Origin of the sequence: Pseudomonas sp. B21-019 (assembly GCF_024749225.1) — a bacterium.
In the GTDB taxonomy this organism is placed as follows: domain Bacteria; phylum Pseudomonadota; class Gammaproteobacteria; order Pseudomonadales; family Pseudomonadaceae; genus Aquipseudomonas.
This window is the reverse complement of sequence record NZ_CP087193.1, coordinates 536,312-560,372: the sequence shown is the minus strand read 5'-3', so window position 1 is coordinate 560,372 and position 24,061 is coordinate 536,312. Positions and strand designations below refer to the sequence as shown.

Sequence of the window (24,061 nt, the reverse complement as noted above, 5' to 3'; positions counted from 1 at the left end):
CCTCATTATTTCGTGGTCTGGCGCAGCAGCATGGTGCCACCGCGCTGGGTAAATTCAAGTTTGTTCAGTGCGCTCATGCCGAGCAGCACTTGATTGCCGTGCAAACCGGGCGCCACCAGCGCGCGAACGTCACGCAGCACGATGGCGCCCAGTTGCAGCCGGTCGAGGCGGGTTCGATAGCCCTCGCTCAAGCCATTGGCCGTGCTCAGGGTCACCCCGAAGCCTTTTTCCAGCTTCAATCGTTCAGCCATTTCGGCCGGGATCGACACATCGGTCGCACCGGTATCGAGCATGAACTCCACGGGCTGGCCGTTGATCTGGCCGGTGGCGACAAAATGCCCCTGGCTGTTGCCGATCAGCTTCACTTCGATAAAACCCTGGCCCTGCTCAGAGCTGACGACGGTGTTGGGATTCTGTTGACGCTCCTCCCATTGACCGAAGAACCGCGTCGCCAGAAACAGCGCGGCGCCCCAGGCCAGCACCATCAACACCCGACCGGCGCGTTTGCCCGGCGGTTGCTGACTCATGGCTTGGCACTCCAGCCACCTTCAGGCGCGGCAAAGCGCCACACAATCGGCCGTACTTCACCGTCGGCGCGCGCACCGTTGTTGTTGTCGATACCGATCCAGGCACCTTCGACGTCGATGATCAGCGCTTCCGCCAGCCCAAAGGGTTGTGAATAACGACGATTTTCCTGCAAGGCCTCGGCAGCAAACGACCAGCAGCGCTCGACCTTGGTCGTCACCGCATCACGGCGACAGATCTGAAAGGCGTTGCGCTCAAGGGTAAACAGCTTGCCGTCGAACAATGACAGATCAGCAAAATCCCGAGGGCGAGCTCTGGCGTGGGGAAATTGCGCTGGCTGCATTTCCACCCCGCCTTCACTCAGCAGCACACAGCTACCGTCGCAGTCCCACACTGTTTGCTGGCGCTTGATCAGCAGCAAACCGCGGCGCTCACGTTCGGCGGCCAGCCACAGCGTGTCACCGGCCGGATTGATCGCCAAGCCTTCGAATAATGCATTGAAGTGCAACAACATGCCGCTCGCCCGCGCTTCGCGAACCAGCATCGGCGAGATTTTCAGCCAGGACGCAGGCCCGGTTGGCGGTACTTGCAACACCGCGGCGTGGCCTTCGCTGACGATGTAACGATTGCCCGCGCTGTCACAGGTGATGCCTTCGAAATCCAGATCCCCGCCCCGCACGAACGATGCCGCCCAAGTCCGCGCACGCAAGCCCCAAGGCAAACCGGTGTCGGGCACCAGGGGTACGTCAATGTGCACGGTTTCGGCTTGCCAGGTGGAGTTGCGGGTGTCGAGGCGATAGATTTGATCATCGTCGCGATCCGAAACGGTCCACAGCTCCTTGCCACACTGGGCCAGCCCCGAAAGATTGCCGCCGCGCATGCCGTCGACGGCATGTTCGGACAACAGGCGCAGCTCTGGCGCGGGTTCGGCAGAAACCGTCACCGAAGTCAGCAGCAACGCACACGCCAGGGCCCAGCCAAACCGCATCAGCCCAGAACCTCGGCCAGGTTGCCTTTGGATTCCAGCCAGGTCTTGCGATCGCCCGCGCGTTTTTTCGCCAGCAGCATGTCCATCATTTCCGAGGTCTCGGCGAAATCTTCACCCAGTGTCAGTTGCACCAGGCGCCGCGTGTTCGGGTCCATGGTGGTTTCGCGCAACTGTGGCGGGTTCATTTCACCCAGCCCCTTGAATCGGGTGACCTGCGGCTTGCCGCGTTTCTTCTCGGCCACCAGGCGATCGAGGATGCCGTCGCGCTCGGCCTCGTCGAGGGCGTAGTAGATCTCTTTGCCCAGGTCGATACGGTACAGCGGCGGCATGGCGACATAGACGTGACCGGCATCCACCAGCGGGCGGAAATGCTGGACGAACAAGGCGCAGAGCAAGGTTGCGATGTGCAGACCGTCGGAGTCGGCGTCGGCGAGGATGCAGATCTTGCCGTAACGCAGCTGGCTCATGTCCGCCGCGCCCGGGTCGACACCGATCGCCACGGCGATATTGTGCACTTCCTGGCTGGCCAGCACTTCGCTGCCGTCGACTTCCCAGGTGTTCAGGATCTTGCCGCGCAACGGCAGGATCGCCTGAAATTCTTTGTCCCGCGCTTGCTTGGCCGAACCGCCTGCGGAGTCACCTTCCACCAGGAACAGCTCGGAACGCATCGGGTCCTGCCCGGCGCAGTCGGCGAGCTTGCCCGGCAATGCCGGCCCTTGGGTAATGCGTTTGCGCTCGACCTTCTTGCTGGCCTTCAGACGACGACCGGCGTTGTTGATCGCCAGTTCGGCCAGCAACATGCCGGTTTCCGGGTTGGCGTTGAGCCACAGGCTGAAAGCATCCTTGACCACACCGGAAACGAAGGCGGCCGCTTCACGGGAGGACAGGCGCTCCTTGGTCTGGCCGGAGAATTGCGGTTCCTGCATCTTCATCGACAGGACGAAAGCGATACGCTCCCAGACGTCTTCCGGCGCCAGCTTCACACCACGCGGCAACAGGCTGCGGAACTCGCAGAACTCGCGCATGGCGTCGAGCAAGCCCTGACGCAGACCGTTGACGTGAGTACCGCCCTGGGCTGTCGGGATCAGGTTGACGTAGCTTTCCTGAACGCTGTCGCCGCCCTCGGGCAACCACAGCAACGCCCAATCGACGGCTTCCTTGTTACCGGCCAGGCTGCCGCAGAACGGCTCGTCAGGCAGGCGTTCAAATTCGCTGACCGCGTCTACCAGGTAGGAGCGCAGGCCGTCTTCGTAATGCCATTCGACTTTCTCGCCGGTGGCCTTGTCTTCAAAACTGACCAGCAACCCCGGGCACAGAACGGCCTTGGCCTTGAGCACGTGCTTGAGGCGGCTGATGGAGAATTTCGGTGAATCGAAATACTTCGGGTCCGGTGCGAAGAACACGCTGGTGCCGGTATTGCGCTTGCCGACGGTGCCGATGACTTCCAGCTCGGTTTTCTTGTAACCGTCGGCGAAGGTCATCTGGTATTCGTTGCCGTCACGTTTTACACGCACCCGGACTTCGGTCGACAAGGCGTTGACCACGGAAATACCCACCCCGTGCAAACCGCCGGAGAACTGGTAGTTCTTGTTGGAAAACTTGCCGCCCGCATGGAGTTTGGTGAGGATCAGCTCGACGCCCGAAACACCCTCTTCCGGGTGAATGTCCACCGGCATGCCACGGCCGTCATCGCTGACTTCCAGGGAGTGATCGGCGTGCAGGATGACCTGCACCGACGTCGCGTGCCCGGCCAAAGCTTCGTCGACGCTGTTGTCGATGACTTCCTGGGCGAGGTGGTTCGGCCGACTGGTGTCGGTGTACATGCCGGGGCGTTTGCGCACCGGGTCGAGGCCCGAGAGGACTTCGATGGCGTCTGCGTTATAAGAGCTAGCGCTGGGAGTGGCCATGGGGTCTCGTCGTCAGTGTTCAGTGAAAATAGGGGGGCAATGATCACAGTGCTGTGAAATCGATCGCCTGATACAAATCTGCGCCGATGCCGGCAAAACTCAATATTGCCGGCAGTTGCGCGGCAAAACCCTGGAAACTATGGTCGCCGCCGGCCTGAATGCGCAAGGCACAGGCCCGGTAATATTGTTGGGCGAGGCGATAGTCCAGCGTTTCATCGCCAGTCTGCAACCATACCTGAAACCGCTGCGGATCCTGGGGCGCCGGCACTTCCAGCTCGGCCAGGGCCGTCACGTGGTCGTGGGTCATTTCCCAGGTCTCATCGGTATACAGGTTTTTCTGCGTCCCCAGAAACCCGTCGAACATCCGGTGTGGGCTGACGGCAGGGTTGATCAACAGGGCTTTCAAGCCATGGCGCTCGGCCAGGTGAGTCGCATAGTAGCCGCCGAGTGAGCTGCCGACCAGCAGTGGCCGCCCCAGCTCCGCAATCGCCTGTTCCAGCTGAGCGATGGCCTCGCGGGGATGGTGATGCAGGGCCGGCACACGCAACTGATCGCTCAAGCCCAGCCGCTCCATCACTTCGATCAACTGAGTGGCCTTTTTTGAGGCAGGCGCGCTGTTGAAACCGTGGATATAAAGGATCGAACCAGACATTTGAGCTCCCTGTGCGTCGGGTAAAGAAGGCGGAGTTTACTGCAGGAGCTGTCGAGTGCAACGAGGCTGCGATCTTTTGACTTTGTTTAAAAGCAAGATCAAGAGATCGCAGCCTCGTTGCACTCGACAGCTCCTACAAGCTCCTACAGGGGGAATCGGTAAGTGTCAGTAGCCGTTGGAGCCGTAATCAATCTGGAAATCGAACCCGGTCACGCGCTCAACGCCAGTTTCAAGCTGACCATCGGGCAACAGCCGCAACCACCGATACCCCGGCGCCTGCTCACTCACTTTGAAATCGTCACTGCCCGGTTCGAACTGGATGCAGGTCGAGGGTGATGCGATCAGGCGAACACCGTTGCGCACTTGATCAATCTCCTGATGAACATGCCCCCAAAGCACCGCACGTACCTGCGGAAACCGATCCAGCACCGCGAACAACGCCTCTGGATTGCGCAATCCAATCGGCTCCATCCACGCGCACCCGATCGACACCGGATGATGATGGAAGCACACCAGATGATGCCGCTGCGGCGCCTCGCTCAACGAGCGCACGAGCAATTGCAACTGCTCATCCTGCAAATACCCCGGCACTGAACCCGGCACCGCCGAATCGAGCAACGTCACCCGCCAGTTGCCGATGTCCACCACCGGCTCCAGCAATGCACTGTGCACCGCCGCCTCGGCCATGATCCGCGGCTCGTCGTGATTACCGGGGATCCAGCGCGCCGGGGCATCGATCTGCCGGGTCAGGTCGCGAAACAGCTGGTACGACTCCAGCGTCCCGTCCTGGGACAGATCGCCAGTGGCAATCATCAGATCGATCTGCGGTTGCTGCTTCAATACCAGCTCAATCACCTGTTGCAGGCTGTCGCGGGTATTCATGCCCAGCAACGTCGCGTCCGCCTCGGCAAACAGATGACTGTCGGAGAGTTGCACCAGCAACGCCGGATCGGCGGTGGTCAAAGTGGATACGCTCGGCAAGGCGTTCTCCCAGGGCGTGATCACGGGATTGGAAAGTGCCGCAATTATGCTGGGGGACGATCAAAAGAGGAAACCTGTGAACCGGAAGCAGTTCACAACTACACAGCACTCTTAGCGCACAACGGCGTACTCGTGTCCGCAAGCCAGGCAATGACTCAGCCATTCCCCCAGGAACAGATTGAGTTGAGCCTTTTCGTCCGGCTGATGCATCGCGGCGTTCGGGTAAGGATAGATGCCGCGAAAGCGTCGTGCATGTTCGGCGCTGATAACTTCAGCCATGCGCGCGTCGTGATACACCTGCACTTCCAGTTGCGGCACTGGCAACCAGGGCAGGCTGTGCTCCTGACGCACCTGCAGGGTGGTGGTGTACGGACAGGCTTGCAGCACTTCCAGGGCCAGCACGCCAAGCATCTGGTCACCTTGGGTCACGGCAATGCGCCGGGCCGCCGGATCGTTGCGCATGTCCGGCAACAGTCGCATCAGGCGCGCGTAGTTGGCCTCGCAAGAGGCTTGCAGCCCCACGAGGTCGACCCGATATCGATCGCGCAGCTTGTTTACGACCATAACCCCCTCACTTCCACGCGGTTCAAAGCCAGCCACTGCAAGGCAATGATGCTCGCCGCGTTGGCAATACGTCCGTCACGCACGGCTTGCAGGGCATCTTCGAAAGCCCAGACCGTGACGCGAATATCTTCTGCCTCTTCCTCCAGCCCATGCAGGCCGCCAACCCCGGCACTGTCACAACGCCCCAGGTACAAATGCACAAACTCGTTACTGCCACCCGGCGATGGAAAATATTTGGTCATCGGCCAGAGCGCCCCGAATACAAGTCCAGCTTCCTCCTGCGCTTCGCGGTGAGCAACTTCTTCCGGTACTTCATCCTTGTCGATCAGACCGGCGACCAGTTCGATCAGCCACGGATTGTCGGTCTTGCCCATGGCGCCGACGCGAAACTGCTCGATCAGCACCACTTCGTCGCGCTGTGGATCATAAGGCAGCACACACACTGCATCGTGGCGCAAGAACACTTCACGATTGATCTCGCGACTCATGCCGCCGTCGAACAATTCGTGGCGCAGGTGCACGCGGTCGAGCTTGTAGAAACCCTCGTAGCACTTTTCACGCCGAACAATATCAACGGCGGTCGGAATGGCGTTGGCAAAATCAGTCATGACAATCCTCGTTTACTGCAAATCCGTTACGAGGCTCCTTTTTGTTACTTGCAACCTCGACTTCGCGCCATCCTAACGCGCCCGCGATGTTTGATGCAGCCCCTTTACAGTCAGCGGGATAGACGGTGAGGGCGAAACCAACTCTAATTAGCTTAGTGGCGAACTGACTGCCTCGTTGAGAGTCGAAGCGGTTAACTTTTCGCCTTCCCCTGTTTCATTAAGGACGCCCATGTCGCTTTTCAAGATCGCCTCCGTGGCCGCCATCGCCCTGACCCTGGGTGCGTGCCAGAGTCTTTTCCAGCCCAATTACCGGGCGCCGCTGGAAACCACCCGCGACGCTTCCGAACAGCTGAAACCAGGTTGCGCCAACCCTGACTGCCCGCTGGTGAACATCGATACGCTGCACTTCCCGGCTGAGCCTGCGCTTGACGGCATCATCGAAAAACGTTTGCTGCAAATGACCCGCACCTCACCCGACGCCTCTGTAGCGCCGACGCTGGCGGCGTATCGCGAGCAATTTTTGAGCAGTGCCGAGCCGCGCTACAGCAGCTACTTGCAAGCCAAGGTACGTGAGCAGCATGACGGCTTGGTGATCATTGAACTGTCCAGCTATCTGGACAATGGCGGTGCCCATGGCACGCCAGGCCGCGGTTTCATCAACTACTCGCGTCAGCAGCATAAAGTGCTGACGCTGTCGGACATGGTGATCCCGGGGCAGGAAGAAGCGTTCTGGAAAGCGGCCCAGGTGGCGCACAACAGCTGGCTGATCAGCACCAAACTCGATCAGGAGCCGGAGTTCGTCAAGAGCTGGCCCTTCGTGAAAACCCAGAACGTGGCGTTGACGTATGGCGGGGTGATCCTCAAGTACGAAGTGAGCACCCTTGCGCCTTACGCATTGGGCCACGTCGAACTGAAGATCCCCTACCCACGCCTGAACGGCATTCTCAAGCCTGAGCTGTTTCCCGGCCGTAGCTGAAGGCTCGACCAAGCACCAGTTGCAGCAGCCCTGCCAGTACCAGCGACGGCAGGGTTGCGCCGATGTCCGGATAGAGATTGGCCAGCAAGTGATAAGTACTCACCCCGCCCAACCAGGCGAGCAACGCCGGCCAGCGCAAGGCGGCCGAGGCCACTTGGCTACTGCGTTTGCGCAGGATGAAGTGATCCACTAGCACCACGCCGAACAGCGGCGCAAACACCGAACCGATCAACAGCAGGAAATTCTGGTACTGGGCCAATGGCGCCAGGCAAGCGATCAGCGTGCAGATCACGCCGATGGCCAAGGCCAGATGCTCAACTTTCAAGCGCAGCAGAATCCCGCTGGACACCGCCGCCGAATGAATATCGGCAAAGGCATTTTCTGATTCATCCAACAGAATCAGCAGCAACGGAATCCCCAGGCCAGCACCGGCCAGCGCCAGCAGCAAGGCATTCACTTCACCACTCGGCGCGAACGCCAGGGTGTACGCCACGCCCAGGCTCATCAGCCAGAAGTTACCGATAAAGAAACCCAACGCCGTACCGCCGAAGACATTCTTCGCACGCTTGCCGAACCGCGAGTAGTCGGCAATCAGCGGCAGCCAGGACAGCGGCATCGCGATCGCAATGTCGAAACCGACGGCGAACGGCATCGAACCATCACCGGCCTGCGCCCACAACGCCGCCAGGTCGGCCTTGGCGAACAGGTTCCAGGTCAGCCAGATGCACGCGGCCAGCAACAGCCAGATGCCCCACTTGCGCAGGATCTTGCGCACGAAGGTCAGCGGACCGCTGACCGCCAGCAAGGTGGCCAGTGCACCGAAGAACAGCGTCCACAGCAATGGGTTCGACCACAGGCTGCCTTCGCTGAATGCACGGGCGCCGAGCAGGCTGGCGGCGTCGCGCATCACAATGATTTCGAACGAACCCCAACCGATCAGTTGCAGCAGGTTCAGCACCGCCGGAAGGCTCGCGCCTTTTGCACCGAGGCTGAGTTTGAGCGCGGCCATCGATGACAGGCCGGTGTCACTGCCGATCACGCCGACAGCGGCCAGCAACAGCACGCCGACCAGCGTGCCGAGAAAAATCGCCAGCAATGAGCCGGACAGGCCCAGACCCGGTGCGAGCAAAGCGCCGGTCTGCAACACCATCAAGCCGATGCCGAGGGAAAACCACAGGGAAAACAGATCACGACCGCCGAAGACGCGCTTGTCGGTCGGCACCGCGATATCCGGGGAGTAAGTGCTGGGTTGAATGCTCAAGGGTGTTATCTCAGAGGAACATGTGTTGTGGTGTTGACCACCCTTTGTGGCGAGGGAGCTTGCTCCCGCTGGTCTGCGAAGCAGACCCAAAACAAGTCACCGCGGTCTGACAGTCAGGTTGCGATTACCGATTTTACGACTGCTTCGCAGCCGAGCGGGAGCAAGCTCCCTCGCCACAAGGGTAAGCGGCGCACCCGAGTGCGCCGGTCAGATCAAACCTTCTTGTACAGCTGACTGCCTTCCTGCTTGAACCGCTCAGCCTGCTCCGCCAGTCCCTTGGCGACTTCGACATCGACGGTTTCGATCCGCTGGTTGGCCGCGTATTCACGGACTTCCTGGGTGATTTTCATCGAGCAGAATTTCGGCCCGCACATGGAGCAGAAGTGCGCGACCTTGGCCGAATCCTTCGGCAGTGTTTCATCGTGGTACGAACGTGCGGTATCTGGATCGAGGCCCAGGTTGAACTGGTCTTCCCAACGGAATTCGAAACGCGCCTTGCTCAAGGCGTTGTCGCGAATCTGTGCCCCCGGATGCCCTTTGGCCAGGTCGGCGGCGTGAGCGGCGATCTTGTAGGTGATGATCCCGGTCTTCACGTCATCCTTGTTCGGCAGGCCCAAGTGCTCCTTCGGCGTCACGTAGCAGAGCATGGCGCAACCGAACCAGCCGATCATCGCCGCACCGATACCGGAAGTGATGTGGTCGTAGCCTGGGGCGATGTCGGTGGTCAGTGGGCCAAGGGTGTAGAACGGCGCCTCGTCGCAGCACTCCAGCTGCTTGTCCATGTTCTCTTTGATCAACTGCATCGGCACGTGGCCCGGGCCTTCGATCATGCACTGCACGTCGTGCTTCCAGGCGATTTTGGTCAGCTCGCCGAGGGTTTCCAGCTCACCGAATTGCGCTTCGTCGTTGGCGTCGGCAATCGAGCCCGGACGCAGGCCATCACCCAGCGAGAAGCTGACGTCGTAGGCCTTCATGATTTCGCAGATGTCTTCAAAATGGGTGTAGAGGAAGTTTTCCTTGTGGTGCGCCAGGCACCACTTGGCCATGATCGAACCGCCACGGGAGACGATACCGGTCACGCGCTTGGCGGTCAGCGGCACGTAGCGCAGCAACACACCGGCGTGGATGGTGAAGTAGTCGACGCCCTGCTCGGCCTGCTCGATCAGCGTGTCGCGGAACAGCTCCCAGGTCAGGTCTTCGGCGACGCCATTGACCTTCTCCAGTGCCTGATAGATCGGCACGGTACCGATCGGCACCGGCGAGTTACGGATGATCCATTCGCGGGTTTCGTGGATGTGCTTGCCGGTGGACAGGTCCATGACCGTGTCCGAACCCCAGCGAATGCCCCAGGTCAGCTTCGCCACTTCTTCTTCGATGGACGAACCCAAGGCACTGTTGCCGATGTTGCCGTTGATCTTCACCAGGAAGTTACGGCCGATGATCATCGGTTCCAGTTCGGTGTGGTTGATGTTGGCCGGAATGATCGCGCGACCGCGGGCGATCTCTTCACGGACGAATTCCGGGGTGATGATTTTCGGCACGCTGGCGCCAAAGCTGTGGCCGGCGTGTTGCTGGTCCAGCAGGCCGGCGGCGCGGGCCACTTCGAGCTTCATGTTTTCGCGGATGGCGACGTATTCCATCTCGGCGGTGATGATGCCTTTGCGGGCGTAGTGCATCTGGCTGACGTTGGCACCCGGCTTGGCGCGACGCGGGTTGTTGACGTGGGCGAAACGCAGCTTGGTCAGCTCCGGATCAGCGAGGCGTTCCTGGCCGAAGTTGGAGCTCAGGCCGGACAGGCGTTCGGTGTCGCCACGGGATTCGATCCACGGCGACCGCACATCGCCCAGGCCTTTGCGCACGTCGATGATGACGTTGGGATCGGTGTACGGGCCCGAGGTGTCATACACCACCACTGGCGCGTTGATTTCGCCGCCGAAGTCGGTCGGGGTCACGTCCAGGCTGATTTCGCGCATCGGCACGAGGATGTCGGGGCGTGTGCCCTGAACATAGATTTTTTGCGAGCGGGTAAACGGCTGAACCGATTGCTGATCGACCTTGGCCGAATCACTCAGGTTGGTTGCGATTTTTGATTTTGTAGTCATCACGGGCTCTCCAGACACACATCCAGGCAGTGGATTTTTGTCGGAGCGAACCTGTAAACGAATGGACGCACGGGCGCTGAAAAATCCAGCAGGTGCTGTGCTCGATGCTCGAGGGGTGTTCGATTGTCGAACAACATCCCGGACGAAGCACAAGAGGACTCGCCGGGTGACGAGAAATCTTGTTCCCTACGCAGGCGCTAACCTGATCAGGTTCAACGGGATCCGAAATTATTCGATCTCAGCCTCATAGCAAGGCACCCCGACAAGAACCCGGCCAGTCTAGACATAACCGGCAAAGAACGCCAACACCACGGTAAACACCATGATGAATGGCGCAATCAGCGGATTGTTGCCGTGCCTGCGTGCAACTACACTCGCTACGCCGTGCCGCGCCTTGACGCTCTGCCTTGACGCTGCAGGGCGCCGCGCCGTAGCCTTGGCGCTCAAATTATCAGCGTAATTTTTAGGGATGGCCTCATGCTGCGCAAACTCTCACTGGCCCTTGCCGTGTCTTGTGCGTCCAATGGAATGGCCTGGGCAGCAGAAGCGCCCTTATCGACCAAGACCGACCTGGTCAGCGTCTATCAGGAAGCGGTGGATAACAACGCCGATATCGCCGCCGCCCGTGCCCAATACGGCGCCCAGAAGGAAGTCGTGCCCCAGGCCCGCGCCGGGCTGCTGCCCAACCTGTCGGCCGGTGCCAACATGAACGACACCCGTACCGCGCTCGATCAGCCATCGGTGACCTCGAACCGCAGCGGTACGGTGTATCAGGCGACCCTGTCGCAACCGATTTTCCGCGCCGACCGCTGGTTCCAGTTCCAGGCCGCCAAGGACGTCAACGAACAGGCCGCCTTGCAACTCTCGGCCACCGAACAGAACCTGATCCTGCAAAGCGCCGAAAGCTACTTCAACGTGCTGCGCAGCCAGGACAACCTGGCCTCGACCAAGGCCGAAGAAGCAGCGTTCAAACGCCAGCTCGACCAGTCCAACGAGCGCTTCGACGTCGGCCTGTCGGACAAGACCGATGTGCTGCAATCCCAGGCCAGTTACGACACGGCGCGGGCCAACCGGATTCTCGCCCAGCGTCAGGTGGATGACGCGTTCGAAGCGCTGATCACCCTGACCAACCGTCAGTACAACTCGATCCAGGGCATCGTCCACACCTTGCCGATCCTGCCGCCGGCGCCGAACGACGCCAAAGCCTGGGTCGATACCGCCGCCAGGCAGAACCTCAATCTGCTGGCCAGCAACTACGCGGTGAGCGCCGCCGAGGAAACCCTCAAGCAGCGCAAGGCCGGGCATGCACCCACCTTGGATGCGGTCGCGCAATACAAGAAAGGTGACAACGACGCCCTCGGCTTTACCAACCCGAGCGCGACCGGCGTGCATTACGGCGGCGATGTCGAGCAGCGCACTGTCGGCCTGCAATTGAGCATTCCGATCTACAGCGGCGGGCTCACCAGTTCCCAGGTGCGTGAGTCTTACTCACGGCTGGATCAGACCGAGCAACAACGCGAAGCGCTGCGTCGTCAGGTCGTGGAAAACACCCGCAATCTGCACCGCGCCGTGAACACCGACGTCGAGCAGGTGCAGGCGCGTCGGCAGTCGATCATTTCCAACCAGAGCGCGGTGGAAGCGACCGAAATCGGTTATCAGGTGGGGACGCGCAACATCGTCGACGTGCTCGATGCCCAGCGTCAGCTGTACACCTCGGTGCGCAACTACAACAACACCCGCTACGACTACATCCTCGACAACCTGCGCCTGAAGCAGGCCGCCGGCACCTTGAACCCGGGGGATTTGCAGGACCTGACGCGTTATCTCAAAGCCGACTACAACCCGGACAAGGACTTCTTGCCACCGGATCTGGCGAAGGCTGCGGCGGAGCAGTTACGAGCTAATCCCGCTCATTAAAAGGTAAACCTGTGGCGAGGGAGCAAGCTCCCTCGCCACAATTGGTCGGTGACAAACTCAAGACTTGTCGATCAACCGCCCCAACCCATCCAGCAACCGTTGCAACGCGCCCTGATTGGTGCGCATCACCTTCAGCCCCGCCTCCGCCATCCGCTGTGCATCGCGCGGCAGTTCGAACAGCCGCTGCACCGCCAGTGCCAGACCTTCGGCATCATCGACCTCGGCCAGCGCCCCGGCGCTGCGCAACTGCGCGGCGATTTCGAGGAAGTTGAACAGGTGCGGCCCGCTGAGCACCGGTTTGGCCAAGGCCGCCGGCTCCAGCAGGTTATGGCCGCCGTTGGGCACCAGGCTGCCACCGACGAAAGCGCTGTCGGCCAGGGCGTAGAGAAACAGCAACTCGCCCATGGTGTCGCCCAGCAGCACCGAAGTGTCTGCATTCACCGGCTCGCCCGTCGAACGCCGTACCGTGGCGAAACCTTTTTGCCGGCACAACTCAAACACCGGGTTGAAGCGCTCCGGATGACGCGGCACCAGAATCAGCAAGGCATCGGGGTGATTGGCCAGCAGCCGACGATGGGCATCGAGCACCACCTCGTCTTCACCTTCGTGGGTACTCGCGGCGATCCACACCGGGCGTTCCTGCGCCTGCCATTGTCCACGCAACTCGGCAGCACGTTGCAGTAATTGCGGGTCGATAGTCAGGTCGAACTTGATCGAACCGGTCACTTCAACCGTTTCCGGGCGCGCGCCCAAATCGCGAAAACGCTGCGCTTCGGCTTCGGTCTGTACTGCGAACAGGCTCATCTCGGCGAGCATCGGCTGGGTCAGTTTATGGAAGCGGCCATAGCCTTTGGCCGAGCGTTCGGACAGTCGCGCATTGGCCAGGGCCACGGGAATTCCACGCTTGGCGCACTGATGGATATGGTTGGGCCAGAGCTCGGTTTCCATGATCACCGCCAGTTTCGGCCGGGCCCGATCAAGGAATCGCGCCGCAGCGCAAGGCAAGTCATAAGGCAAATAGCAGTGCTGAATGCGCGGCTCGTTGGCAAACAGCGCCTGGATGCGCTCGGATCCGGTCGGGGTCATGCAGGTGACGGTGATCGGCAGCGTCGGATATCGCTGCAGCAAGGCACGGATCATCGGCGCCGCGGCGATGCTTTCGCCCACCGACACCGCGTGCACCCAAAGGCCGTCCGGCTTCATCGCCGGTAGCGCGAGGGAGAAACGCTCGCCAATGCGTTTGGCGTACGCGGGCGCCTTGCGCGCCCGCAGCCAAAGCCGAATCGCTACCAATGGCAGCCCCAGGTAAAACAGCGCGGTGTAGAGGGTTCTATTCATGGCGGCGGAGTTTATCGGTTTTTTAGCCAATCGCCTGCAAGTGCACGGCAAAACGTTCCGCCAGCCAACGGGCTGCCGGGCCGAGGGGCTCGTCGCGGCGCCAGACCAGCTCCACAATCAATGCCGGCGGCGTCCATTCGCTGGTCAGTTCGACCATCAGATTCTGATACGCCGGGTACTGCACGACATGGCGCGGCAACCAGGCCCAGCCAAGGCCGCGCATCACCCACTCGGCCATCACATAGAAACTGTCGGCCCGCCAGACCTGCGGGCTGGCTGGTTCACTGCCGGGATAGACGCTGGACTGCGTGGACATCAGCAACTGTCGATGCTGCGCCAGTTGCTGGCAATTGACCTGCGTCTGTTGCGCCAATGGATGCCCCACGCCGCACACCGTGACCATTTCAACGCTGCCCAGCACTCGGCGCTCAAGGGCTTCGGGAATCTGCTCGTGATAAAACAGCAAACCCAGGTCGGCCCGACGCTCCACCAGTTTGCGCGCGACATCACCCTGGGCAGCGCTGGTCAGTTGCACTTCGAGGCTGGGAAATTGTTCGGCCAGGGCTTCGAAGCTTTCAACCACTGCCTGATAAGGCATTGCCTCGTCCTGAGCCACCCGCAAACTCGCTTCCTGGCCGCGCATCATCGCCAATGCCCGGCCGTTGAGGCGCTCACATTGGCGCAGCACTTCCCGTGCCTCTTCAAGCAGCGCGGTGCCGGCTTCGGTGAGTTTCGGCTGGCGACCACTGCTGCGATCGAACAGGCTGACGCCCAGGTCTTCTTCCAGCAGCGCAATCGAACTGCTGACCGCCGACTGCGCCTTGCGCTGATCCCGCGCCACCGCGGAAAAGGAACGCTGTTCCGCGACACTGACAAACAAGTGCAGCTGTTCCAGACTCCATTGCATGTTCATGGCTCAACCCATCTTCAGAACAGATAGGTAATGACTTTACCGCATCTGGCGGATCTCTAGAATGCCGACCTCAGAAAGCAACACTTCATACGAGGATTGACCCATGACCGCTTACTACTACCTCGCAATTGCCATCTGCGCCGAAGTGATCGCCACCGTTTCGATGAAAGCGGTCAAGGGTATCAGCACGCCACTGCCGCTGCTGCTGGTCATCGTCGGTTACGGCATTGCTTTCGGGATGCTGACCCTGGTGGTGCGCAGCGTTCCGGTCGGCGTGGCCTACGCGGTGTGGGCCGGCATGGGCATCGTGATGGTCAGCGTCGCGGCACTGTTTATCTACGGGCAGAAACTGGATGTGCCGGCAATGCTGGGGATGGCGTTGATTGTGCTGGGCGTCGTGGTTATTCAGTTGTTCTCGAAAACAGCGGGGCATTAACTGCTGACATCAACCTCTTGTGGCGAGGGGGCTTGCCCCCGTTGGGCCGCGAAGCGGCCCCGAATCCGGTCACCGCTTTTTTCTGACATATTGCGGCGGCAGGCTTTACGACTGCTGCGCAGTCGAACGGGGGCAAGCCCCCTCGCCACAATGGATCTCTTGATCGCCAGCAAAACCTCCAATCCATGAGTCTGTATACTGCGCCCTCGTCTTGAACACTGAGGTCGCTGCATGCCATCCGTTATTTCCACCGACGTTCTGATTGTCGGCGCTGGTGTCGCCGGCCTCTGGCTGAATGCACGCCTGCGCCGCCAGGGTTTCTCGACCGTGCTGGTGGAAAGCGCCAGCCTCGGTGGCGGGCAAAGCCTGAAGTCCCAGGGCATCATCCACGGCGGTGCCAAATACGCGTTGCACGGCGCCCTGACCGGCGCCTCGGAAGCCATTGCCGACATGCCGCGTCGCTGGCGTGAGGCGCTGGCCGGCGACGGCGAACTGGACCTGTCCGACGTGCGCGTATTGTCCGATGCCCATTACCTCTGGTCCCCCGGCACCCTCGCTGGCAACCTCACCAGCTTTTTCGCCAGCAAAGCCGTGCGCGGGCGGGTCGATCAGGTCAAAGGTGATCAATTGCCGCCGGCGCTGCAAGACAAGCGCTTCAAGGGCAAGGTCTATCGCTTGACGGAACTGGTGGTCGACGTGCCAAGCCTGATCCAGCGCCTGGCCGACCTGGCTGGCGACGGTCTGCTGGCCGGTCAGCACATCGAACCGCTACTGGAGAATGGCGAACTGGTCGGTTTGAAAGTCGACGAACGCGAAATCCGCGCCCAGCGCATCGTTCTCAGTGCCGGTGCCGGCACCGCTGACCTGCTGACCACGCTGGGCCTGAGCCAGCCGGCCATGCAGCGCCGTCCCCTGCACATGATCATCGTCAAAGGCCCGAGCCTCAAACCGCTGTACGCCCACTGCCTGGGCGGCGGGCCGAAGCCGCGCGTCACCGTGACCACTCACCCGGCCGCCGATGGCCAGTGGGTCTGGTACGTGGGAGGCGACATCGCCGAAGCTGAAGGCGTGGCCCGCGAGCCAGCCGCGCAAATTGCCGCCGCCCAGAAAGAACTTGGCCAACTTCTGCCGTGGATCGACCTGAGCACCGCACAGTGGGCGACCTTGCGGGTCGAACGCGCCGAGCCGCTGCAATCGGGCCTGACCCGCCCGGACAACGCCTTCCTCGCCGAGCAGAATCGTTTGCTGGTGGGCTGGCCGACCAAACTGGCCCTGGCACCGGACTTCGCCGACCGCGTCATCGCCTCGTTGCAACGCGACGGCATTCAGCCAAGCCATGCCGCCCCGCTGCCGGAACTGCCGAAACCGCCGATCGGTGTCCCTGCCTGGGAGCAACTGCTGCCATGAGCCAACCGACCCTGCATGACCTGCATCGCCCGCTGGGCAGCACAGGCCTGCTGGTATCACCCCTGGGCCTGGGCACAGTGAAACTTGGCCGCGATCAAGGGGTGAAATACCCCAACGGTTTTCAGATCCCCGACGACGACGAAGCCCGCAGGCTGCTCAAACTCGCGCGCGACCTGGGCATCAACCTGATCGACACCGCCCCGGCCTATGGCCGCAGCGAAGAGCGTCTCGGCCCGTTGCTGCGTGGTCAGCGTCAGGACTGGGTAATCGTCAGCAAGGTCGGCGAAGAGTTTGCCGACGGTCAGTCCCGCCATGATTTCAGCGCTGCGCATACCCGGTTCTCGGTGGAGCGCAGCCTGCAACGCCTGGAAACGGACTTTATCGATCTGGTGCTGGTGCATTCCGACGGCAACGACCTGGCGATCCTCAACGACAATGAGGTCTATGCGACCCTTGCCGAGCTCAAGCGCGAAGGCAAGATTCGCGGTTTCGGCTTTTCCGGTAAAACCGTCGAAGGCGGTTTGAAGGCTCTGGAACAAGGTGATTGCGCAATGGTCACCTACAATCTGAACGAACAGAGCGAGAAGCCAGTCATTGACTATGCTGCTGCTCACGGCAAAGCGATCCTGGTCAAAAAGGCCCTGGCCAGCGGCCACGTCTGCCTGAGCCCGGGTGTTGATCCGGTGCGTGCCAGCTTCGAGTTGTTGTTTGAACACCCGGGGGTGGCCAGTGCTATTGTCGGGACCATCAATCCGCTGCACCTCGCCCACAACGTCGCGACCGTTGCCCAGGTCCTTCATAGGGCCTGTTGACGTTTGGTGACGACCGCGACGCTGGCCGTCAACAGACCCTAGCCATTGATGCCGCCCACGCGGCCTTAAGCAGGAGCCGACATGCCGCGTACGCTGATCAGAAAGAACCCGAGCAACTTCAAGACCCTGCCGCTGTTCGTCGAAGCCACGCCCGAAGGTTTGAGTTATCAGAGCGTCGGGATGCCGTTGAATTTTTCCCAGACCCTGCAACGCCGCCGTCCGGTGACGGTGGCCGATAGCGAGCGGTTTGCCCTGGAGCTGGCGAACCTCGGGGTTTCGGTGCGCCTGACCCTGCATTGGCAGAATCGCGACTACTGGGTGTTGGTGCGTCAACGTCGGCAGGATCGCGGCGACGTGGTGCTCAAGCTGATCTCCGGCTACGTGCCGGCCCATGAGCTGAACCTGCCGCTGCACACGGCGACCCAGGAAATTGCCGAAGAGTGCCTGCTGGAAACCCCGGAAGGCTGGCTCAGCGGGCGCTTCAACGAAACCTGGCTGCCAGCGCCCTACTCGGCTGCCCTGCACTACCGCGAAGCCCTGCCGTTTCGCCTGACACCACTCTCCGGCTCGGCGCGGCCGGTGCGCTGCGCGAACATGCCGCTGATCGAACGTCCCCGGGCCTACGTGCACTTGCCGACAGCCTCGCTGCAATTGATCTACGATTTGCGCCTGGACGTGCCCAAGGAAGCCAAATCCCTGAGCCTGTTCCATGTCGACGAGCGGCTGGAGGGCGATCAACTGGTGGCCCGGCTCGATCGCAAACGTCCCGATTTGTACCTGATGCCACTTGAAGACGGGGTGCCCCTCCCCGAGTTGTATACGCTCAAGCGCGATAAGCTTTTACCGGCCAGTACCCGTGGACTGTACCTGGCGGAGAGCTTCGCTATCCAACAAGGTTGGGTGGTCCGTGAAGAACGTATTCGCTGGAAGGACTGGATAGCACAACAAGGGCTGGGGGTACCGAAAGCTCAGCGACAAGGGTTGAAGCAACTTAGCGTGAAGGCTCTCCGACTGGTGAAGCTGGTGCGGGGAACACTGAGTAAATAATTGCTTGCGCCTAGCTTGATCGTTGCTTGTCCATGAACGTGCGGAACTGCGCAAACAAATGAAAGTAGCGATTCTCCCGCTTGCCCATGCCGCGCTTGGGAGAGAACGATTCATCAGCAAATGCACCGGTGATACGAACACGGGAAGCCTTGGTATCCATGGTGCAAATCCGGGCTCCTGCCTGTTGTAATACGTATTTGAGCAGTCGTTCGGAATGTAACTGCCTTCCTGTCGCCTTGCAGAAGTCGAAGATGTGCTCGATCCTTTTCCCATAAGCCATATAGGTATCGCGCCCACAAATGGCAAAACGATCGTTCAGCCCCCCCACCACTGCCAATCAGGGATATAGCTATTCAGTCGCCTGGCTTCAGGGTGATCGAACACATAGGCGGGAAGCGGTGTGTGATAGAAATTGTCCGGACGAACGAATACTACGAAATCAGGATTGAAGGACTCCATCATGGCGGTGACTGTGTGCAGCGAATTCAGCTGATAGATCAGGTTCCGAAGTGATGCGTACTCGTCAGCCCAGGTATCGCCGAGTGCCTTGACTTGTTCAAAGTTCCAACGCTCAAGAACACCTTCCGTTGAAGTGAGCTGGCCCGTCATAACCTCGAAGGCCTTATAGTTATCCGCCTTCAGCTCCCCCCTTTCGCCTGAGCGCGCGTTCTGGACTTCGTCGACTTTATACAGATGATAAAAGCATTTTACGTTGCTGTTCGGGGGCAACTGCGCAAGAACGTTTTCTTGAATGGAGGGAAAGCAGATTTCCGAATTTCTTGGGATACCAAAAAAAGCCACCGCAACATTTAACACTCGACAACACCCCTGAAAGAAAACGAGCCCGCTTTTCGGCGCCCTGCTGGTGACCGGTTACCAACAATCATTCATTTGCGACGAAGCAATGTTTGCCACCAACTACGACGCCGCAGAGGCACGACGATGACGTCCGACTTTTGCAGCCAGTCTCGCTCATAGTCCCAGGCATGCCCGCCCCAGAGCTTTCCTGCCTCGTTGGAAAAACCCAATGTCATCAGTTGGTAGGTATAACCAGTGTGACTGCGCAGCCAATCGAACAACACCAGTGCATTAAAGCCGGTGGAAGGTCCAACATACCGCTTGCCTCCTGGTCGGTCGACCGGATAGTTCCACAGTGCCGGTAACGGAATGCGCTCCCAAAAAAGCGCCACTCGCGGCAAAGCGCACATTGGCTCCGTACATCCCACCAGCATTGTGAAACAACGCTCGCCAGCGTGTTCGAAAAGTCGCCGCACTTCAGATCCATAAGGAAGGCCGAAAAAGTAAGCGTCCGGCGCGTTGTAGCCATGAACGAATACATTGACGCTCTGCGGGCGAAGCAATGCTGATTTAACACAGGTGTTGAAGCTGACCACGACGTCATCAATGCCAATATTCAGTGCCTGGAAATCGGCCGACGTAATAGCCGGATTATTAGCTATAAGCACAACGCGAGCGGCCGAGCGCAGACAGTCTTTCAGCTCCTGCGGCAGTCCATCCATAACGGACTGGTGCCCACCAGGCATTGCATCCAGCGCCAATTGTTCACAGGTTTGAGGCTTCTGACATTCCATGAGCTACTCCGGAACCTTCATCCCATGACGTAACTTGACCCACAGACGAGTGAATGCCGATGGCGGTCGCCAAGGACGCATTTCACGCTGGATTTCAACAGCGAGGGTACGTCCCACACGTGCAAAGGAATACTGGCTCTCAGCGAACGCCTGCCCGTTACTGGCGATACGAGACGCTAACGCAGGATCATTCTCCAACAGCTTGAGTTTTTCCACTGCCTCCTCTTCGGAGCGATAGAACACGGTGTTGTGCATATCCTGAAAGCCCAACAACTCATCTTCTTCACCTTGACTCCAGGCCAGCAGTACACAGCCACAGGCCATGGCTTCAAAGTTTTTGATCATGAATTCGCCCATGCCGATATCGGCACTGACAAAGATCTTGATGCGATTGAGTGTTTCAAGATATTCGGCGCCAGACTGGGTCCGGGTTACCAACATGCCGGTACGCCGAGCCAGCGATTCAAGGACGGCCTTGCGCTGCGCATATTCGGTACTTTTCAAACTGCCCAGAAACCCGATCGGAATGTCTCGAACACCGTCCATGTTATGCAGCATCTGTTCGTCATATCCTTTTGAAACGAACACTGCATCAATATTTTCAGCTTGCATCCTACGCGCAACAACAGCGCCAGACACCAGCACGCGAGAGCTTGGGAGACGGCGATACAGACGCGAATAAACTCTCCGGTACTTACTGTCGGGCATGTAGTTCTGATAGGCGTCATGCTCGAGAAAAATCAGCCCGGGAATACACTTTAGAACACTGAGCTGCGGCGCGAGGCGCTTGACTCTGGAGAAAATCACGACCCGGTCAAAGTTCTGATAATTGACCGAAGCGAGAAACGGGCCGAGCTTCATCTGTTGCAGTTTGCTTAGGCGATAGACAACGCAATCGGTGCAGTTCTGCTGCACGATTTCATACAGACGGTCCAATATGACACGCTGCTCATCCATCACCAGGAGCATGACTTTCATAAAATAACTACCACAAGACAACAGCAGGTAAGCGCGGATTTGTACCGGCCAACGTCAACGGGAACGGTTATACCTCCAAGGTAAGACCGTTCACGTACATTACAAAACGAGAGACGCCCACCTCAACGGCTGCGTATCTTCTCGACGATTGCAGTGGTCGAGCTGTTTTCCACCAACCCCAGTACTTTCACCGTCCCGCCGTAAGCGTTGACGATGTCCGCGCCAACCACTTGGTCGACCCCGTAATCACCGCCCTTGACCAGTACATCCGGTTTGACCGCACGCAGCAGGTTTTCCGGGGTGCCTTCAGAGAAACTGATCACCCAATCCACGGCGCCTAAACCCGCCAGTACCGCCATGCGACGGTCGACGCTGTTGATCGGCCGACCCGGCCCTTTCAAGCGGCTCACCGACGCATCGTCATTGACCGCCACGATAAGGCGATCACCTTGGGCGCGCGCCTGTTCGAGGTAAGTCACATGGCCGGCATGCAGGATGTCGAAGCAACCGTTGGTGAACACGATCTTCTCTTTGTGCGCTCGCGCGTCATCGACCGCCAGCAGCAACTGCTCGAGGCCCAGCACACCGCGCTCGGAGCCTTCCTCGCGCTGGATCGCGCGACGCAGTTCCGGTGCGCTGATGGCCGCGGTACCGAGCTTGCCGACCACGATGCCCGCCGCCAGATTAGCCAGGGCCACCGCATGGGGCAGCTCTTCGCCAGCGGCGATCGCCGCCGCCAGGGTAGAAATCACCGTGTCGCCGGCGCCGGTCACGTCGAACACTTCACGGGCACGGGCCGGCAGGTGCAGCGCCGGATGATCCGGACGCAGCAAGGTCATGCCGTGCTCGCCACGGGTTACCAGCAACGCACCGAGGTCGAGGTCGTGCATCAGCTGCGCGCCCTTGCTCACCAGTTCGTGCTCATCGGCGCAACCGCCGACGATGGTTTCGAACTCGCTGAGGTTCGGGGTGATCAGGCTCGCGCCACGGTAGATCGAGAAATCCTTGCCCTTGGGATCGGCCAACACCGGAATGCCACGGGCACGGGCGGCCTGGATCAGCACCTGATGGTTTTTCAGCGCGCCTTTACCGTAATCGGACAGCACCAGCACCTTGATGCCTTCGAGCAATTCGTCGACTTGCTCGCCCAGCGCCAGAGCGTCAGTTGCGAAAGGCTCTTCGAAGTCGATACGCAGCAATTGCTGGTGACGGCTCATGACCCGCAGCTTGACGATGGTCGGCTGGTGCGCAATGCGCTGGAACAACGCACGCACGCCGGCGCCCTTGAGGCTATTGACCAGGCTGTCGGCGGCTTCGTCGTCGCCAGTCACACCGACCAGCGAGGCCGGCGCACCGAGCGCGGCAATGTTCAAGGCAACGTTGGCGGCGCCGCCCGGGCGGTCCTCGATGTGCTCGACCTTGACGACCGGTACCGGCGCCTCAGGAGAGATCCGTGAGGTACCACCATGCCAGTAACGGTCGAGCATGACATCGCCGACCACCAAGACAGGGGCTTGATTGAATCGCGGCATGGACAACTTCATGGAGCAACCCACATACAAAATGAACAGGGGCGCGATATTAACACAGGGTTGGCGCTGGCTTGCGGGGCGCCTGCAAGCGGATGAATCGGCGGGGATTTCTGTTCATTTATTGAGCAGAAATTGCGATAAACGATGGCAAGCGCCCTCAAGTTGCAGCGCCTGGGTGTCGATCTCGCACTCCGCCGTCAGCGGTGCCTCATAAGGGCTGTCGATGCCGGTGAAGTTCGTGATCCGCCCTTGGCGGGCCGCTCGATACAGGCCTTTGGGGTCTCGTTGCGCACACACCGCCAAGGGCGTGCTCACATATACCTCGATGAAATCGCCCTCAGCGAACAACCGACGAGCGGCATCACGCTCAGCGCGAAACGGCGAGATCGCCGCCACAATCACAATCAAACCGGCGTCGACCATCAGCCGTGCCACCTCGGCCATGCGCCGGATGTTTTCCCGGCGACACTCGGCACTCATTCCCAAGTCACGACACAGGCCATTGCGCAAATTGTCGCCATCGAGCAGGAACGTGTGCAGCCCGTGCCGATTGAGTTGCAACTCCAGCGCATTGGCCAGGGTCGACTTGCCCGCGCCTGACAGGCCCGTCAACCAGAGGCAACGCGGGTGCTGGAATTTGATTGCGGCGCGGTCGCGGTTCGACAATGACAAATCGTAAGGCCTGATCTCCGGAACAGGTATCGACAGGGTCTCATTCATAACCGAGCATTTCGTAATCGCGCTGGTACACCCGTCGCACCAGCCGACGGGTACGCACCGAGCAGAAGTCGCGGGCGAGCATCGGACGCCGCTGTTGCGAGCCGTTGACGTGAGGTAACACCGCCCAGTGGCCCACCTGTTCGCAGACCAGGCGAAAATCTCGCTCCAGATGCTCCTGGTAGCCGATGAAGTCCAGGGCCAGATGCCCCAGGGAGTCGGTCAGAAAATCCGTTTGCGCGGCAAAATGCATTTGCCGGCGGATTGTCTCCGAATGCAGCCAGCGAGCGACGAAGTCATCAAAGTCGCGGTAGTGGCTGACCAGCTTCTGCGCCGCCTGGTCGCGCCGGCCCAACTCGTTGCCCCGCAAAAAAGCATAAGCCGAGTAGGCCCTTTCCAGCGGATCACGAACGAAGGCGAACTTGAAACTGGCGGCGAACTGCTCGGGAAATTGCTGCTCGTACCAGTACAACGGCAAGTGCCCGGGGCTCCAGCCATCGAACATCGCTGCACACACGCTGCTCCCGGCACACTTGGGAACATGAATGAATAGACAGGAACGCTGCTCGAAGGCCTGTGGGAAACTCAGGTTGGCCGACATCGACTTGTTGATCACCTGACGGTCCACGACCGACAGGCGTCCCAGCAGGAAAGCCCGCTGCGGCTTGGGCAAGAGCTTCCAGAGATAACGTTGCAGCATGGCAGTACCCGCGCGAAAGGGTTGGCCCCCTCGATTGAAGTCAAAGTTCGTTCAGGAACCTTAACAAGCGCGTTGCCGAGATTTATTCCGGTTTGGTCAAGAAGCGTA

General features: G+C 60.1%; 22 protein-coding genes, 1 pseudogene and 1 riboswitch. Of the genes and pseudogenes, 6 read left to right on the top strand and 17 right to left on the bottom strand.

Going from position 1 to position 24,061, the window contains the following annotated elements:
* Window positions 1-5: 5 nt before the first annotated feature.
* The 7 genes from LOY36_RS02440 to LOY36_RS02410 form a co-directional block, all read right to left on the bottom strand.
* Entirely contained in the window at window positions 6-527 is a 522-nt protein-coding gene (locus LOY36_RS02440; protein ID WP_018928522.1) for a TIGR02281 family clan AA aspartic protease, read from the bottom strand.
* Complete coding sequence (locus LOY36_RS02435) at window positions 524-1,513, bottom strand: esterase-like activity of phytase family protein (RefSeq protein ID WP_258672173.1); 990 nt, start codon at window positions 1,511-1,513, stop codon at window positions 524-526. The genes LOY36_RS02440 and LOY36_RS02435 overlap by 4 nt, the downstream gene beginning before the upstream one ends.
* Window positions 1,513-3,420: a DNA topoisomerase IV subunit B gene (gene parE / locus LOY36_RS02430; protein ID WP_019582186.1), complete on the bottom strand. Its 1,908-nt coding sequence runs from the start codon at window positions 3,418-3,420 to the stop codon at window positions 1,513-1,515. The genes LOY36_RS02435 and parE overlap by 1 nt, the downstream gene beginning before the upstream one ends.
* A 43-nt stretch (window positions 3,421-3,463) precedes the next feature.
* Complete coding sequence (locus tag LOY36_RS02425) at window positions 3,464-4,072, bottom strand: YqiA/YcfP family alpha/beta fold hydrolase (RefSeq protein WP_258672172.1); 609 nt, start codon at window positions 4,070-4,072, stop codon at window positions 3,464-3,466.
* 165 nt (window positions 4,073-4,237) lie between these two features.
* Window positions 4,238-5,053: a 3',5'-cyclic-AMP phosphodiesterase gene (cpdA, locus tag LOY36_RS02420; protein ID WP_258672171.1), complete on the bottom strand. Its 816-nt coding sequence runs from the start codon at window positions 5,051-5,053 to the stop codon at window positions 4,238-4,240.
* A gap of 111 nt (window positions 5,054-5,164) precedes the next feature.
* Window positions 5,165-5,617 (bottom strand): DUF1249 domain-containing protein, encoded by a 453-nt coding sequence (locus LOY36_RS02415; protein WP_007939629.1) that lies wholly within the window; start codon window positions 5,615-5,617, stop codon window positions 5,165-5,167.
* Entirely contained in the window at window positions 5,608-6,225 is a 618-nt protein-coding gene (locus tag LOY36_RS02410; protein ID WP_258672170.1) for an NUDIX domain-containing protein, read from the bottom strand. Before LOY36_RS02410 ends, LOY36_RS02415 begins: the two co-directional genes overlap by 10 nt.
* Before the next feature lie 229 nt (window positions 6,226-6,454).
* Between LOY36_RS02410 and LOY36_RS02405 the strand changes: the two genes are divergently transcribed.
* Window positions 6,455-7,201: an RsiV family protein gene (locus LOY36_RS02405; protein WP_258672168.1), complete on the top strand. Its 747-nt coding sequence runs from the start codon at window positions 6,455-6,457 to the stop codon at window positions 7,199-7,201.
* Here the strand turns inward: LOY36_RS02405 and cytX are convergent.
* Together cytX and thiC are read right to left on the bottom strand one after the other, a co-directional pair.
* On the bottom strand, window positions 7,170-8,462 hold the full coding sequence (cytX, locus tag LOY36_RS02400; RefSeq protein ID WP_258672167.1) for a putative hydroxymethylpyrimidine transporter CytX: 1,293 nt from the start codon (window positions 8,460-8,462) through the stop codon (window positions 7,170-7,172). The two genes, LOY36_RS02405 and cytX, sit on opposite strands and share 32 nt — an antisense overlap.
* Before the next feature lie 212 nt (window positions 8,463-8,674).
* Window positions 8,675-10,564, bottom strand: coding sequence for a phosphomethylpyrimidine synthase ThiC (thiC, locus tag LOY36_RS02395; RefSeq protein ID WP_258672166.1), 1,890 nt, complete (start codon window positions 10,562-10,564; stop codon window positions 8,675-8,677).
* A 166-nt stretch (window positions 10,565-10,730) separates the two neighbouring features.
* Window positions 10,731-10,836: riboswitch (TPP riboswitch) on the bottom strand.
* A gap of 205 nt (window positions 10,837-11,041) precedes the next feature.
* Between thiC and LOY36_RS02390 the strand changes: the two genes are divergently transcribed.
* The gene (locus LOY36_RS02390) at window positions 11,042-12,481 is read left to right on the top strand and encodes a TolC family outer membrane protein (protein WP_019650714.1); all 1,440 of its coding nucleotides are present in this window, start codon (window positions 11,042-11,044) and stop codon (window positions 12,479-12,481) included.
* Window positions 12,482-12,538: 57 nt separating this feature from the next.
* On the opposite strand, the gene waaA is transcribed toward LOY36_RS02390, so the two are convergent.
* Both waaA and LOY36_RS02380 read right to left on the bottom strand, forming a co-directional pair.
* Complete coding sequence (waaA, locus tag LOY36_RS02385) at window positions 12,539-13,819, bottom strand: lipid IV(A) 3-deoxy-D-manno-octulosonic acid transferase (RefSeq protein WP_258672164.1); 1,281 nt, start codon at window positions 13,817-13,819, stop codon at window positions 12,539-12,541.
* Window positions 13,820-13,841: 22 nt separating this feature from the next.
* Window positions 13,842-14,732 (bottom strand): LysR family transcriptional regulator, encoded by an 891-nt coding sequence (locus tag LOY36_RS02380; protein ID WP_018928534.1) that lies wholly within the window; start codon window positions 14,730-14,732, stop codon window positions 13,842-13,844.
* A gap of 103 nt (window positions 14,733-14,835) precedes the next feature.
* On the opposite strand from LOY36_RS02380, the gene LOY36_RS02375 reads away from it, so the two are divergent.
* From LOY36_RS02375 to LOY36_RS02360, 4 genes are all read left to right on the top strand, one after another.
* On the top strand, window positions 14,836-15,168 hold the full coding sequence (locus tag LOY36_RS02375) for a multidrug efflux SMR transporter (RefSeq protein WP_007939639.1): 333 nt from the start codon (window positions 14,836-14,838) through the stop codon (window positions 15,166-15,168).
* Window positions 15,169-15,399: 231 nt separating this feature from the next.
* The gene (locus LOY36_RS02370) at window positions 15,400-16,575 is read left to right on the top strand and encodes an FAD-binding oxidoreductase (protein ID WP_258672162.1); all 1,176 of its coding nucleotides are present in this window, start codon (window positions 15,400-15,402) and stop codon (window positions 16,573-16,575) included.
* The gene (locus tag LOY36_RS02365; RefSeq protein ID WP_258672160.1) at window positions 16,572-17,387 is read left to right on the top strand and encodes an aldo/keto reductase; all 816 of its coding nucleotides are present in this window, start codon (window positions 16,572-16,574) and stop codon (window positions 17,385-17,387) included. Before LOY36_RS02370 ends, LOY36_RS02365 begins: the two co-directional genes overlap by 4 nt.
* Before the next feature lie 81 nt (window positions 17,388-17,468).
* Window positions 17,469-18,434, top strand: a complete 966-nt coding sequence (locus LOY36_RS02360) for a metal ABC transporter ATPase (protein ID WP_258672159.1) — start codon at window positions 17,469-17,471, stop codon at window positions 18,432-18,434.
* Window positions 18,435-18,444: 10 nt separating this feature from the next.
* Here LOY36_RS02360 and LOY36_RS02355 read toward each other — a convergent pair.
* The 6 genes and pseudogenes from LOY36_RS02355 to LOY36_RS02330 form a co-directional block, all read right to left on the bottom strand.
* Window positions 18,445-19,250 (bottom strand): annotated as a pseudogene (locus LOY36_RS02355) (hypothetical protein).
* 71 nt (window positions 19,251-19,321) lie between these two features.
* Window positions 19,322-20,026: a hypothetical protein gene (locus tag LOY36_RS02350; protein WP_258672158.1), complete on the bottom strand. Its 705-nt coding sequence runs from the start codon at window positions 20,024-20,026 to the stop codon at window positions 19,322-19,324.
* Window positions 20,027-20,029: 3 nt separating this feature from the next.
* The gene (locus LOY36_RS02345) at window positions 20,030-21,004 is read right to left on the bottom strand and encodes a glycosyltransferase (protein WP_019650721.1); all 975 of its coding nucleotides are present in this window, start codon (window positions 21,002-21,004) and stop codon (window positions 20,030-20,032) included.
* Window positions 21,005-21,126: 122 nt separating this feature from the next.
* On the bottom strand, window positions 21,127-22,548 hold the full coding sequence (gene hldE / locus LOY36_RS02340) for a bifunctional D-glycero-beta-D-manno-heptose-7-phosphate kinase/D-glycero-beta-D-manno-heptose 1-phosphate adenylyltransferase HldE (protein ID WP_026286608.1): 1,422 nt from the start codon (window positions 22,546-22,548) through the stop codon (window positions 21,127-21,129).
* A 102-nt stretch (window positions 22,549-22,650) separates the two neighbouring features.
* A complete protein-coding gene (cysC, locus tag LOY36_RS02335) occupies window positions 22,651-23,256 on the bottom strand; it encodes an adenylyl-sulfate kinase (RefSeq protein ID WP_258672157.1) in 606 nt (201 codons plus the stop codon).
* Window positions 23,249-23,953 carry a sulfotransferase family 2 domain-containing protein gene (locus LOY36_RS02330; RefSeq protein ID WP_019650723.1) on the bottom strand — a complete coding sequence of 235 codons (705 nt, stop codon included), beginning with the start codon at window positions 23,951-23,953 and terminating at the stop codon, window positions 23,249-23,251. The genes cysC and LOY36_RS02330 overlap by 8 nt, the downstream gene beginning before the upstream one ends.
* Window positions 23,954-24,061: the final 108 nt, after the last annotated feature.